Genomic DNA, 14,458 nt, shown 5'->3' with positions numbered 1-14,458 from the left:
GTTGATTACGATGGTAACGAGGGGTATTACTATAATTAAGTAACAAATTTATAAAGTGCCCCATTAAAAAAACAAGTGTCAATGAAAGGCGAATATCTCATATTGGCGATTTGCATAGTTATTTATGGGAGATAAGGATTTTAAGAAAAGCTTTTTAAACAGTATGTTTGATACATTTGATGATGTGCATCGTTACTTTGTGCCAGAAGTTAATAGCGGTAGTGAAGACCTTATATCAATAGTAGATGACTTAAAGGAAGCGGGATTTAGATTAGTTTAAATTAATAAAGGTTATTAAAATAGCTATTGTTTAAGATTAAAGAGTCTAGTGTAACCTTATTTTAAAACTAAACTAAAAAAATTATTTTTAGGAGGGGAATAGAAATCATGAAAGAGAACATTTCATTATTTAATATAGAAGAAAACCAAGATGAAAATTTATTTGATGACCCTTCTACCAATTCTAAAAAAATTGATGTGGTACAGATGGAGTTTGTAGAAGCGAAACAATTAAATTGGGATGAACTGTTTTCTGGATATGATAGACTTTATGCAATTACATATTCCTCTGGTATAGGGTTTATATCTGATTTGCTTCAGCATTTTAAATACGCAGAAATAATATTTGGTTTTGAAGGTGTAATGACCTATAGTTTACAAGAAATAATGGCATATCAACTTAAAACAATTGAGAGGATACGAACAACTTCTAATAAAAAAAAGGTTGATATAATAAGCAAAATTGACAATCAAGAATTAAAAATGTTTGTAGCACGTAAACAGTTATCGCATGAGAAAATATATCTATTGGAATCAGACAACGGAAAAAAACGTGTAATTATGGGTTCGGCAAATATGTCTAATGCAGCTTTTTCTGGACAACAGCGAGAAAACATTTGCTACATAGATGGAGAGCGTGCTTTTGAGTGGTACAAAGAAAGTTTTGATGATTTTAAAGAAACTAGTTCAGATGATATATCTGTATCTGCATTGAAATTAGGTAACGATGGAGATAATCTTAATGAAATTCCTGTTATGGAAACAGTAAAAACAAAAAAGGCTATGATAATTGAACCAAAGCCAGAATTAAAAGATGAAATTAAGTTTGTTTTAGATGTAAATAATTTGGTGAACAAACTAACACCTTTTATGCCCAAAGCTGATAAAAAGGGAAAAATTATATTAACACCTGAGAATGTAATACATACAAGAAAAAGAGTTGTAGATGCAAATATAAAAGAGAAAGAATTACGTAATGAATACCCACAATTAGTTATAGATATTTTTCTTGGTCAAGTTAGTTTAAATGATAATGTTGTTGATTTGAATCCTACAAAAGAGGAAATTAGAAATGATGTTGATTTATTTTTGGAATATATGGACGGTTATAAAAAATTTCATGGTGATGTAATAGGTATGCAATTAAATTACTATGCCTTTGCAAATTGGTTCTTCACAACACCATTTATGGCTATTATGCGAAACATGGCTGTTAAATATAACCACAACTTACTTCCTTATCCTGTATTTGGCTTAGTATATGGTAAGAGTAAAGCAGGTAAGACAAGCTTTTTAGAAACTTTATTAAAAATGATGATAGGGCAAAAAACTAAAATTGCTGCTTCAGATTTTACACGTTCTACAATAGATGGATTAAAAAGATCAGTTAAAGGTGCTCCTATTATTGTGGATGACCTAACTCAGGCAAGGTTTAGCCAACATGCTATAGAAACAATAAAAAACGATGATTTTGGTATTGTTGATAATATTAATACGTATCCAGCGGTTGTTATAAGTGCTAATGAAGATGTTAAGGCAGTAGCACCAGAAGTAACAAGGAGAACAATACTTTGTCATGTTCAAGCAGGATTAAAGAATACAGAATTAATGAAAACCGGTGTTGTGAGAAGAATCCAAAAGAATATCGGTACAGCATTTTATCGCGAGTATCTCCGAAGAATGATGTCCGAAATGCCAAATTTAATTGATGTTCTCAAGGAGGAGGAGGGTGAAGGGGCACCAGATATCTTACATATATCCTCAAAAATTGTTTATGAGATTATTTCAGAATATGCTACAAGAGAGCTACCTGATTATATTCGCTTGTTATCACTAGATGATTATTTTAGTGAAAAAGTAACTGCATCTCAAGCGCTTAAGAATATTCGAACAGCGTGGCAGTTAAATAGAAAGGCTTTTGAAGTAAACAAGAAATATTCTCAATTAACTTTTAATGCAGGGGCAACATGGGAAGCTGACCGCATTATTAAAGAACTTCCTGAGGATTTAGAGGCACGTAAATCAAACACATTAGTAATAATGAACTTAGATAAAGCGGTAGATTTTTTCAATATTGACTTTAAAAAGAATAGTTTTATGAAGTTTTTTAATAGGTAAAGGTTTTATCATAATTAAATCTATAAAAATGTCTAAAGAACGTTAAACTTTAGCAAATAAAAATGAGTAATTAAATTCTATGGGAGGGGTTTACTAATATGGATTTTAAAAATAAAATAATTGAAATTTATCAAAAGATGTTAGCGGAAGACAAATTTCTTCCAGAAGACAGACTAAAAGAAGGCTATGAAATATTTAAGGACAAATTTGCTCCTGCTAAATTAAAAAATTTAGATGGAGAAATATTACTTGAAACAATCTTTAATCACGGAAATAGAGATAGTCTAGTGTATTGGCTAGAATTTAAAAATGATGATGAACTTCAAACAAATAGATATGGAGGAATTGGTGGCGGGAGTGCCTTAAAATTTGGTATTTATAAAAGAAAAGAGGACGGAAAATGGATAACAGGTAGCTCAAAAGATATGCGAGAACTTGACCTAGAAGAAGCAATCATTGTTGCAAGGGAACGACGTGATTTATTGGTAAAAGGAGCAGAACTTATTAGTTTAATAGGGGATAATTATGAAGATGAAACATATCTAAAATTACAAGAGAAAATCGATAAAGAATTAGATAATTTAGGAAATTTAGGTTGGGTACATAAATATTATCATATGATTTACCCAGATAAAATAGATGACTTCCATTCTGTTGAGTGGCAAAATTTTTATTTAATTAAGATGCATGAAAAACCTTTAAAACCATATGGTAGATATGCCTTAGCTGGGCAATATATGAGATTAGCAACTCAACTAAATATGCCAATAAATTATTTTACCGGAGTTTTAATGAAGTTATTTGGTTCACCTCATAATTATTGGAGAATAGGCACAACTGACGATAGTCAAAGCTATTGGGCACAAATGCTTAAAGATGGTTATGTATCAATAGGGTGGCCTAAACTAGGAGATCTTAATAATCTTGAAAATATGAGTAATAAAGAAGCAAAGGAATATCTGAAAAATCAACTTTCAGAAAAGTATCCCAATACTCCACAAGCTATCGGTAGAACAGCAAATCAGATACTATCATTTTATAAAGATATAAAAAAAGAAGATATAGTTATAGCAGCTGAAGGGCAAAAAATACTAGGTATAGGAAGAGTAATAGGAGATTATGAATATAAAGAGGGGCTATCATTTCCACACTGTCTAAATGTTAGGTGGTTTATAAATGTTAATGAAAAACTGCCAAATCCTAGTGAAGGTCTTATGACAACCGTTAATCAATATAAAAATTATGACAATCTTATAGCAATTGAAGGGCTAATGAATAGTGCAGAACCTATTAAAGAATTCCCACAACAACCTCAGAGAACACTTGAAAGTTTGAGTGGAATCATCAAAAGAATTGAAGAAATACTTCAAAGAAAAAATCAAGTTATTATTTATGGGCCTCCTGGAACGGGAAAAACATATTGGGCGGAAAAAGCATGTCTTGAACTTGCAGCTAGAAAAGCTTTTAGAAAAACTTATGCGGAGACAAATGATGATGAAAAAGCGTATTTACTAGGTGATGGAAAATCAAAAGGAGTTGTTAGATTCTGTTGTTTTCATCCGTCATATGGTTACGAAGATTTTATTGAAGGAATTAAACCAAGTATATCAAATGGTCAAACTGTTTTTAGTTTGAAGGATGGTATATTCAAAAATATCTGTCAAGAGGCCGTAAACAACAGTGATAAAAATTACTACCTAATCATAGATGAGATAAATAGGGGTGACATATCAAGAATATTTGGAGAGTTGATTACTATTATTGAAACAGGTAAAAGAGGAAAGGAAATGATATTACCTTTATCTGGTGATTCATTTAGTGTTCCTGAAAATGTTTTTATTGTTGGTACTATGAATACTGCAGATAGATCCATAGCTTTATTAGATGTTGCATTGCGAAGAAGATTTGGCTTTTTTGAACTTATGCCAGATTATAGTCTATTATCAGAAATAACAATCGAAAACCTGCCAATGGGACTATGGCTTTCAGAATTAAATAAAAGAGTAGTTGAGCACGTTGGGCGTGATGCTCGTAATCTCCAAATTGGGCACTCATACTTTATGGAAAAAGACCATCCTATTAAGGATTTTGATAAACTTCGGAAAGTTATTCAAGAAGATGTAATTCCATTAATTGAGGAATACTGCTATGGAGATTACCATACGATATCTAAGATAATTGGTAGTCGATTTGTTAACACATCAACTCAAGAAATCAATCATGATTTATTTAAGTTTACAAATAAATCGGAATTAATATCAGCTCTTCTAGAACCGAAACCTGAAATAGCTACATCATCATCTGTAAAGCAAGAAGAAAATGATGAAGATGATTACGAAATAGACAATGAAGACATTGGTGGAGTGCAGGAATCATGAATAGATTAACCATAAATATAAAAGAGTGGGAAGAAATCTTACCGGAAAAGGGAAACCTCTTATATAACAGATTTTTAGAAGATGAGCCTTCTAGACGTACTGTAGAAATTTTGAATAATAAAGGAATCTTGAACATCGTTGAATTGAAAAATGGTATTAAGATTTTATCAAATTCTTATGTTGGTAAAATTAATATTGGAGAACTTCAAATAAACATTCATCCCAAAATTGATGGTATGCCCCTTTACAAATTACTTAAGTATGCTTATGGGCTTCGAGATTTTAATATATTTGAAAGTGCTATACACGATATAGATTCATTCCCATTTTATGATCTTCTTATCTATCAGCTATATGCAGAAATTAATGAACTAGTATATAGGGGGCTTAATAAAAAGTATAAGAAAAATGAGGCGGATTTAGAATCGCCAAGGGGGCGAATAAATTTTAATAAGTTAACTATGCGTTCTGCTTCTATTAGTGCAACACTTCCTTGTACCTATTTTGCAAGAAGTGAAAACAATGATTTAAACCAGGTGCTTTTAGCAGGTCTGCATTTAGCTCTTGATTTAACAGAGGATTTAAACATTAAAATGCAACTTCACAGACTTTGTAAAATCATGGGTGATGAAATTACCCATATAGAATTAAACAGAACTATATTAAATAAAACAATAAAAAGTATTAATCGGTTAAGTGAGCATTATAGGCCTGCACTAGAACTAATAAATATTTTATTTGAATCAAAAGGTATTCAACTTGAAGATGGAACTTCTTATATGAAATTAAATGGCTTCTTTTTTGATATGAACATGTTCTTCCAATCTTTATTGTCAAAACTTATGAAAGAGTTTTTAAACGGCTACATAATAAGAGATGAATATACACTACATGAATTATTTTCTTATACTCCGGGATACAACCCAAAAAGCAATACTGCACCAAAACCACGTCCAGATTATGCAGTTATAAAGGGAAGCAAAGTAGTATGTTTACTCGATGCAAAATACAGAGATCTATGGGAGACAAAGCTTCCGAGCGGTTGGCTATATCAGCTATCAATATATGCTGTAAGTGGAATTGGAAATAATAATTCTAAAATACTATATCCGTCAATGTCTAAAGCAGCGAAATTACAGAAAATTGATATTAAGAACCCTGTTAATGGAAATAAATATGCAGAGGTTATGATTCAACCAGTTTCATTACACCAAGTAGCTGAATTTATTGATTTACCTAGTAGGGAAAAATACAAGGCTGAAGAGTATATTAAAAATATTGTTTTTGGCAGTTAAATACAAGGCAAAAAGCAATATCTAGTTATATAGTAATAATTTTAATTTAATAAGTATTGCTCATTAAACTCCTTGACAAGTAATTATTATGAAGCGATGAATACGAGTCAAGGAGTTGATGTGATAATGACAGAAGAACAAAAATATCAAATCAGGGTTATGCGAAACCAAGGTCAAGGATACAAAAAAATAGCGGCAAATCTTTGTTTATCACGTGATGTTGTCAGAGGTTATTGTAAAAGGAATGGAATAAATGGCTTTGGAGCTGACTTGGCAGAACAACATAATTTGAATTTGATAAATGAAAAGACATATGTATACTGTTTGCAATGTGATTCAAAACTGGTCCAATCTAAAAGAGGTAAAAAGAAAAAATACTGTTCCATTGATTGCAAAAGAGATTGGGAAAAGAATAATCGAAAAGTATATAAATTATGGTGTCAATACTGTAGAAAACAATATATATCGCAAAGCAATAACAGTAAATTTTGTAGTAACGATTGTTATGTTAGAAATAGGTTCTTTAAAGAAGAAGATGGAGCTGAAATATTAGGTAAAATCTTAAAGCGAAAAAGTGTTGAGTTTATACCCAAGTGGCTAGAAGAATTATTGCTTTCATATCTAAAGGATTACTAAAAAAATGGGGGTATGCTGTTATATTTTATAAGCGCAAGGGTTCGCTTGCTAAGTATCACGCAATTGAGCAAAACACTTAATTAGTATTAAATAATGGGTTATATTAAAGATTTTAAGAATCAGTTTTGCCATAATACAATTAACAAATGCCGCTTACTGTTTTTATTATGCTAGTTAACGGAACCCCCATAGGAAAAAACATCTTTGGTGGGTATATATTTACGCAAAATCCCACAGTGACGCGTTTTTGTATCATTTTTTTATCAAATCACACGTCGAGTGTGTCGTGTTGATAGAGAGGGGATAGGCTATATCTAGGCTTAGTAGAATAGGATAGAACAGGGGACGGTCCCCTGTTCTACTTTTTTTTAAACAATTTTGGAGGTGAAAAGTATTAGCAATGAAGGCAAAACTGCATTAATAGTTGGTGCAACAGGATTAGTGGGGAGTGAACTTTTAATAATACTTTTACAATCAAATGAATATAACAAGGTGATTATCTGGGTTAGGCAACACACTAACATTTCTAATAAAAAATTAGAGGAGAAAGTAATTGATTTTGAAGAAATAGAATCTTATAAAATAGATAATAAAGTTGATCATGTTTATTGTTGCTTAGGAACTACTATGAAAAAGGCAAAATCTAAAGATGCTTTTACAAAGGTTGACTTACATTATCCACTTGCATTAGCAAGATGGGCAAAAAATAAAGGAGTATCACAGTTTTTGGTTGTGACAACTATCGGTGCAAATGCTAATTCAATGATATTTTATAATAGCGTAAAAGGACAACTTGAAGAAGCCCTATGTAGCTTAGAATTAAATGGGCTACAAATTTTTAGACCATCTCTACTTTTAGGTGATAGAAACGAGTTAAGATTAGGTGAATATACAGCAGCTAAAATTACAAGATTTATACCTTTTATATTTAAAGGGCCAATGAAATCATACAAACCCATAGAGGGTAAAAAGGTTGCCTGTACAATGTATAAAGTAGCTAAAAAAGAAAAAAGTGGTGCCTATATCTACAATTCATCTATAATTAGTCAAATTGCAGAAAATGATTCAATATCATAAGTTGTTTTCATTGTTCCTAATTTTTATCATTAATAGCTTATTAAATATCAAGGAACAAACGAAGGGGTTTAAAATAGTTGGTCGAGGCATTGCGGTTTTAGTGATGATAAGTAAATGCGTTTATTCTAAATAAAAATATGTTTAAAGTAAGATGGAATATAAAGATTTAATAATATTATTTTTGCAAAAAATAGTACTAATAACTTTGCAGAAAATGAATTTTGTATTATTGTTAGATTAAATGAATAACTAAAAAGAAATATCGGGTTAATTGTCATTAAAAGCATTCAATAATTTAATCGTTGTTAATTAATGGCAAAAAGAGTTGTTCGATTTGCTAACATTACATATAAGGAGGATAAGATATGTCGAATTGGAAGCAGGAATATAATAAAAAGTCAGTCTCTTTACAAGAAGCAGCAGCCACAATAGAATCTGGGGATTTCGTTGGAGTAGGATTGGCAGCTGGAGCGTGTTCCGCAGATATGTATGATGCAATTTTGGAACGTTACGAAGAACTACGAGAGGTTAGAATTAGTGATTCAGTACAACTACGTCCTTCCAAACTTTATGACCCGCAATATATGAGAAAAATTGATGGACATATTAACTATGCTCCAACTTTTGGAGTAGCTACTATAAGAAATATGGGAAAAACTAGACAGGCAGATTTTTACCCGAGTACCACTCTTGATTTAGCTTACAAATACTCGGAAAAGTCAGATGTATTTATAACTATGGTAACACCACCTAATAAGCATGGTTATGTTAATTTGGGATTAACAAATTTTTATACCATGGAAGCAATAAGACAAGGTAGGGAATCTGGGAAACAGCGTGTAACAATCGCTGAAGTTAATGAACAAATGCCAATTATTTACGGAGATAACTGGATGCATATTTCTGAGTTTGATTATTTCGTAGAAAATTCAACCATAATTCCATCTTTCGGTCGGGGAGAGCCAACAGATATTGAAAAAACAATTGCCCAATATGTTTTAGAGTTAATTAACGATGGAGATACAATACAAATGGGAATAGGTGGTATACCAGAGGCGGTAGTTAGTGGCTTAGAAGGAAAACATGACTTAGGAGTTATAACTGAAATGTTTCCTATAGGATTGCAAAAGTTAGTAGAAAAGGGTATTGTAACTAACAAAAGAAAACCAATACATAAAGGAGTAACAGTTGCTACGTTTTGTATGGGAGATAAAGATATGTATGACTATGTTAGTGAAAATCCGTCTTGTGAATTTTACCCTGCATCGTATACAAACAATCCTGCTATAGTTGCTCAACATCCGAATATGGTTACAATGAATATGGCCCTAATGGTTGATTTAAGTGGGCAAATCAACGCAGAGGGAATAGAACATCAACAAATAAGTGGATCTGGTGGACAATTGGACTTTATGATTGGTTCCTATTGGGCTAAAGGCGGTAAAGGAATTACATTATTGAATTCAGCTAGAAAGATGAAAGATGGTAGTCTTGTATCTTCAATAGTACCTGAGTTACCGACTGGAAGTCCGGTAACAGTACCCAGAACCTATGCACAATATGTCATTACTGAATACGGTGTTGCTGATTTAAAATATAAGACAAGGAAAGAACGGGCAAATGAATTGATAGCAATTGCTCATCCAGATTTAAGAGGTGAGCTGCGTGCAACTATGCGTAAAAACTTTTATCCTGGAGGTTAGCTTGCCTTAACCATAATATTAATATCAAATCTGTGTAGGACAGGGGATGTTTCTCCTGTTACCCTGCAGAACATAATAAACCATATGATGAAAGTGATTTACTTTACGATAAGCTTCATTTCAACAAGTTTTAAAGTTTGTTGAAAGCATAGTGGTATGTTTATTTGAGTATAGAACAATACTAGCTTTTTAATAAATAATTAATGACTGTCCTCTAAATCATAGAGCAGTCATTTTTTATATTTTAGAACAGAACAGGGGACGGCAGACTGTGTGAAAACCCTTTGGGTATTGCATAATTATACAAGCGACATTTATGTTAGCCTGAAAAATGAAAGTGCAAATGCATAATATGCGCTAATTTAAATAAATATGCATCGGAAAATAGTTTTCACACCCACTGACGGTTCTCTGTTCTTAGCTAAATAGCATTTTAATAAACTTATTAGTATTGCTAATAATATATTTTATTTTTTAATTTACTCTAAAACTATACCAGGATAACAGGTTTTATTAGAATTTGTTATGCAACAATTCTGATAGTAATAAACTAATAACTTAGGCCAATATTTCGTATTAGGACACTCCTTACTATAAAACCCAATTAACCCTTTTACACTTTCCTCAAATGATAATATTAAGCCATTATTAACATACCATCCTGTATACCACCCTTTAACAAGATCTGTAATATTAATTGTAATATAATCATTATTTTCTGGAGTTATCAAAGATTTACCATAGAATTCTATGGACTTTTCGCGTTGATTTGCCCACATAATATTGGCTTCATCCCACTGCTCATAAATACGATAAGCATATAATGGTATTTCATAAGGTAATTCATTGCGATAAATCTTTAGTATTAGGTAGGCAGAACAAATGGTACTATTAGGTGGTAAATAATTTGAGCCTACATTTGTCATGTCAAATTTAAGTAAACACCTATAACAATCATTTAAATCTTGATAAGGTCCAGTGTATAAATATGGTTCATTTCCAAAATTTATTTCAGGATAAAACTGAGTAATATAGGCATCTTGAGATGGCCGAAAAGTTATGGAAGCAGTAGCGTTTTGCATATAATCCCCCCAGTACTTTTTATATATTAAATGTGTTAAGTACATGGTTTGTGACTAATAAATGTTCATAATTTATACACTTAATATCTGTAAAACTCATAAATTATTATAAAAGTGTCCGGGGTGATTGATTTGTTAATCCACGATAAGATAAAAAAGGTTGGAGTTGTTTTGCCAATATATGACCAAAAACCGGAATACGTATATGAATGTATTTATTCAATGAAGCTTCAGGATTATAATAATTTTGAATTAGTTATAGTAATTGATGGAGCTAATAAAAGTACTAAACAGGCTTTATTTAATGCTTTAAGAAAATTCCCAAAGCCTTTTAAAATTTTAGAACGATCTACTAATAAAGGAATAGCTTATTCATTAAATGAAGGCTTCTCATGTCTTTCCAATTGTGACTACCTCACATAGATATCAAGTGACAATAAACACTATCCATACTTTTTATCAACTTTAGTTAGGCATTTAGAACAAAAAAATGAGAATATTGTTTTAGCATATTCGTTATTTGAGATAATTAATGAACAAGGAAAACAATTAAATCAAGACCAAGAATTTATGGTTAAGTTTATGAATAGGCCAAAAGATCAAATTGTCCAAAATTGTTTTATCGGTGCATCATTTTTGTTTAAAAAAGATGCATATGATAAAGCAGGTAATTATGATAGTAGGTTTGAGAATGTAGAAGACTATGAATTTTGGATGAGATTACTAGAAGTTGGAGATAAGGTGTTTATTGAAGAAATACTTATGGAATATCGAATAAATAATGAGTATTCTGTAACATACAAAAATAAAGAAGAAAAAATCTCTATGAAAAGTGCGTATGCAAGTGTATATCATCGAAAAAAATGTGGCGATATACCAAAAGTTTCGGTAATTATACCTGCATATAATGTAAGTAAATTCATAACTAATACTATATATAGTGTTTTAAATCAAACCTATACAAATTTTCATTTAATAATAATAGATGATGCCTCAACTGATAATACATGGACAAAGATTAATGCCGTTTATGATTCAAGAATAATTCCTGTACATCTAACTTTAAACCGCGGTAAAGTTGAATGTTTAAATATTGGTTTGCAATATGCTTTAGGTCAATATGTAATGGAATTAGATGGTGACGACTGGGTAGAGCCAGATACTCTAGAAGTTTTAGTAAAGGAAATGGATAAACTAGCTAATAACTTTGCATTAGCTTATGGTAATCGCAAAATATGGATAGATAAAGAAGGTATATTGCACGAAGGTCCTATATATAAAGGCATTCAATATAAAGATAAATATGAAATGTTAGCCTTGATGCAAACACATTGTCCCCGATTTTTTAGAAAAGAAGCCTTAGATTATATAGGAGGTTGGCCAAAAGATATAATTGAAAACGAAAGACTTTTACCCGATGATTATGCTGTAATGGTATCGCTTATAGATAAATTTGATTTTATTTGGATTGATAAGCTCTTTTACAATCAGATTAGACATAACAAAAATGTCACCCATCACTATGCACAAGAATGTAATCATCAATTAGAAGAAATAGTTAAAAAAACCCTACAAATGTGGGGGAATCATTATAAACCGATTTTTCATTACGACAGTATTTGGATTTCAAAAGTAGACCTAATCCCAACAAATATGGATGAGGATGATAGATAAATACAGGATTGCAGTAGTAGAAAAATCAGGTTACAGCTGGAGTGAGACATCAAATAGTCCAAGGGATATAGATACCATGCTTGAAGAAACACGAAAGGCGTTGGAACTGTCGGGAGAGAAAGGTCCATATGTGCTTGTTTCAATACTGTGTTGCTGATTTAAAATATAGGACAAGGAAAGAACGGGCAAATGAATTGATAGCAATTACTCATCTAGATTTAAGAGGTGAGCTGCGTGCAACTATGCGTAAAAACTTTTATCCTGGAGGTTAGCTTGCCTTAACCATAATATTAATATCGAATCTGTGTAGGACAGGAGAAGCATCCCCAGTCCTACCCTCTGTGCTACAGGAAAAAATTATAATAATGAAGGAAACAAAAGAGGATAATGGGCAATTATATATAATATTGTAAAATAACATTAAAAGGAAAATACATTATTAGTACCAGATAATTATTAAACTGTAATATGTGCCACAGAAAAATTGGCTTAAGTGAATTATTTTTAAATAGCGGAGGTAATAAAATGAAATATTTAATAATTGGAGCTGGTGGTACAGGTGGAAGTATTGGGGCATTTATGGCAGAGGCAGGTAAAGATGTTACAGTAATTGACAAAGGAGCACATTTAGAGGCAATTCAAAAAAATGGCTTAAAAATGGAGACTACAAGTAAAGGGAATTATACTGTCTTTCCCATGAAAGCTTATAATATGGCTGATTATAACGATCAACCTGATGTGATATTTAATTGTGTGAAAGGTTATTCCATTGATGAAACGATTCCCTTTATTAAAAGAGTAGCTCATAAAGATACTGTTGTAATTCCTGTACTAAATATATATGGTACTGGGGGCAGGATGCAGGAACTGTTACCGGATATATTAGTGACAGATGGATGTATTTATGTATCTGCAGAAATTAAAGAACCTGGTACCATTCTTCAATTAGGAGATATATTTAGGATTGTATATGGTGTGAGAAAACCAGATGAGTATCGAATTGTCCTTGAACAAGTCGCTAAAGATCTGGAGGATAGTGGTATAATGGGCATTGTATCTGATAATATTAAAAGAGATGCACTCCAGAAATTCTCTTATGTATCCCCTATGGCTGCCTGTGGCATATATTATGATATTAATGCTGGAGCAGCACAACAGGAAGGGGAAGTAAGAGATACTTTTATTGCGTTGATGCGTGAGATTGATACACTGGCAAAAGCTATGGGCATACATTTCACGGTAGATATAGTGGAAACCAATCTGGAGATTCTCGCTAATTTATCACCCACAGCTACTACTTCGATGCAGAGAGATATAAAACAAGGTAAGAATTCCGAGATACAAGGTCTCATTTTTGAGGTAGTGCTTTTGGGAAAACAATATGGTGTTAATGTACCGACTTATGAAATGATTGCAAAAAAATTTGGATTTAAAGCCTGATTGTCCTTTTGACTAAGAAAAAAGGAGGTTGTTTTGATGCTATTTGACTTGTTGAAAACTAGAAGAAGTATTAGAAAATATACAGATAAAGAAGTAGAGAAGGAGAAGCTTGACATAATTTTAAAAAGTGCTTTGCTTTCCCCATCTTCACGTTCAAGGAGACCATGGGAGTTTATTGTTGTATCTGATAAAGAATTACTTGAAAAGCTATCAAATTGTAGGGAACACAGTTCTAGTTTTTTAGCGGGAGCACCTTTAGGAATTGTTATAATTGCAGATCCTGAAAAGTGTGATGTTTGGATAGAGGATTGTTCTATTACAGCTATTATTATGCAATTGGTTGCTCACTCATTAGAACTTGGCTCTTGTTGGATACAGGTTCGAATGAGAGAACACCCCGAAAATCAAATGGCCGAGGATTATATCAAAAATATATTAGAAATTCCTGAAAAGTATCATGTTGAATGTATAATCGCTATAGGTTACCCTGCAGAACATAAAAAACCATATGATGAAAGTGATTTGCTTTACGATAAGCTACATTTCAACAAATTTTAAAGTTTGTTGAAAGCATAGTGGTATGTTCATTTGAGTATAGAACAATACTAGCTTTTTAACAAATAATTAATGACTGTTCTCTAAAGCATAGAGCAGTCATTTTTTATATTTTAAAAAATAATAATTCAATGATTGGTTTCACTGCGAAAAGTTAAACTTAGGCTATGGAATCGGCTGAGCAAACATGTTTATCACGCCGCTCATCGGTCTTTATCTTC

13 protein-coding genes are annotated in these 14,458 nt (G+C 31.8%); 12 read left to right on the top strand and 1 reads right to left on the bottom strand.

Translation table 11 applies throughout. The features are described from left to right. Positions 1-124 precede the first annotated feature (124 nt). The 7 genes from SYNTR_RS04325 (at position 125) to SYNTR_RS04295 (ending at position 9,486) form a co-directional block, all read left to right on the top strand. Positions 125-280 carry a hypothetical protein gene (locus SYNTR_RS04325; RefSeq protein ID WP_156203371.1) on the top strand — a complete coding sequence of 52 codons (156 nt, stop codon included), beginning with the start codon at positions 125-127 and terminating at the stop codon, positions 278-280. Positions 281-387: 107 nt separating this feature from the next. Then, the gene (locus SYNTR_RS04320; protein ID WP_156203370.1) at positions 388-2,397 is read left to right on the top strand and encodes a restriction endonuclease PLD domain-containing protein; all 2,010 of its coding nucleotides are present in this window, start codon (positions 388-390) and stop codon (positions 2,395-2,397) included. Between the two features lie 98 nt (positions 2,398-2,495). Further along, positions 2,496-4,775 (top strand): AAA family ATPase, encoded by a 2,280-nt coding sequence (locus SYNTR_RS04315; protein WP_156203369.1) that lies wholly within the window; start codon positions 2,496-2,498, stop codon positions 4,773-4,775. Further along, entirely contained in the window at positions 4,772-6,070 is a 1,299-nt protein-coding gene (locus SYNTR_RS04310; protein WP_156203368.1) for an McrC family protein, read from the top strand. The genes SYNTR_RS04315 and SYNTR_RS04310 overlap by 4 nt, the downstream gene beginning before the upstream one ends. A gap of 72 nt (positions 6,071-6,142) precedes the next feature. Beyond that, on the top strand, positions 6,143-6,706 hold the full coding sequence (locus SYNTR_RS04305; protein WP_243140234.1) for an RNA polymerase subunit sigma-24: 564 nt from the start codon (positions 6,143-6,145) through the stop codon (positions 6,704-6,706). 384 nt (positions 6,707-7,090) lie between these two features. Then, entirely contained in the window at positions 7,091-7,783 is a 693-nt protein-coding gene (locus SYNTR_RS04300) for an NAD-dependent epimerase/dehydratase family protein (RefSeq protein ID WP_243140259.1), read from the top strand. Positions 7,784-8,148: 365 nt separating this feature from the next. Beyond that, complete coding sequence (locus SYNTR_RS04295) at positions 8,149-9,486, top strand: acetyl-CoA hydrolase/transferase family protein (RefSeq protein ID WP_156203367.1); 1,338 nt, start codon at positions 8,149-8,151, stop codon at positions 9,484-9,486. Positions 9,487-9,965: 479 nt separating this feature from the next. Here SYNTR_RS04295 and SYNTR_RS04290 read toward each other — a convergent pair whose 3' ends face one another. Then, positions 9,966-10,568 (bottom strand): DNRLRE domain-containing protein, encoded by a 603-nt coding sequence (locus SYNTR_RS04290; RefSeq protein WP_197079195.1) that lies wholly within the window; start codon positions 10,566-10,568, stop codon positions 9,966-9,968. A 132-nt stretch (positions 10,569-10,700) separates the two neighbouring features. On the opposite strand from SYNTR_RS04290, the gene SYNTR_RS04285 reads away from it, so the two are divergent. The 5 genes from SYNTR_RS04285 (at position 10,701) to SYNTR_RS04265 (ending at position 14,240) form a co-directional block, all read left to right on the top strand. Beyond that, positions 10,701-10,991 (top strand): glycosyltransferase, encoded by a 291-nt coding sequence (locus SYNTR_RS04285; RefSeq protein WP_197079194.1) that lies wholly within the window; start codon positions 10,701-10,703, stop codon positions 10,989-10,991. 213 nt (positions 10,992-11,204) lie between these two features. Further along, positions 11,205-12,242 carry a glycosyltransferase family 2 protein gene (locus SYNTR_RS04280; RefSeq protein WP_197079193.1) on the top strand — a complete coding sequence of 346 codons (1,038 nt, stop codon included), beginning with the start codon at positions 11,205-11,207 and terminating at the stop codon, positions 12,240-12,242. An 80-nt stretch (positions 12,243-12,322) separates the two neighbouring features. Continuing rightward, positions 12,323-12,514: an acetyl-CoA hydrolase/transferase C-terminal domain-containing protein gene (locus tag SYNTR_RS04275; RefSeq protein ID WP_156203363.1), complete on the top strand. Its 192-nt coding sequence runs from the start codon at positions 12,323-12,325 to the stop codon at positions 12,512-12,514. A gap of 253 nt (positions 12,515-12,767) precedes the next feature. After that, on the top strand, positions 12,768-13,682 hold the full coding sequence (locus SYNTR_RS04270; RefSeq protein ID WP_156203362.1) for a ketopantoate reductase family protein: 915 nt from the start codon (positions 12,768-12,770) through the stop codon (positions 13,680-13,682). 36 nt (positions 13,683-13,718) lie between these two features. Then, the gene (locus SYNTR_RS04265; RefSeq protein WP_156203361.1) at positions 13,719-14,240 is read left to right on the top strand and encodes a nitroreductase family protein; all 522 of its coding nucleotides are present in this window, start codon (positions 13,719-13,721) and stop codon (positions 14,238-14,240) included. Positions 14,241-14,458 lie beyond the last annotated feature (218 nt).

This window comes from Candidatus Syntrophocurvum alkaliphilum, from assembly GCF_009734445.1.
GTDB classification, from domain to species: domain Bacteria; phylum Bacillota; class Syntrophomonadia; order Syntrophomonadales; family Syntrophomonadaceae; genus Syntrophocurvum; species Syntrophocurvum alkaliphilum.
The sequence above is the reverse complement of the archived record's forward strand: the minus strand, read 5'-3'. Positions and strand labels throughout refer to the sequence as shown.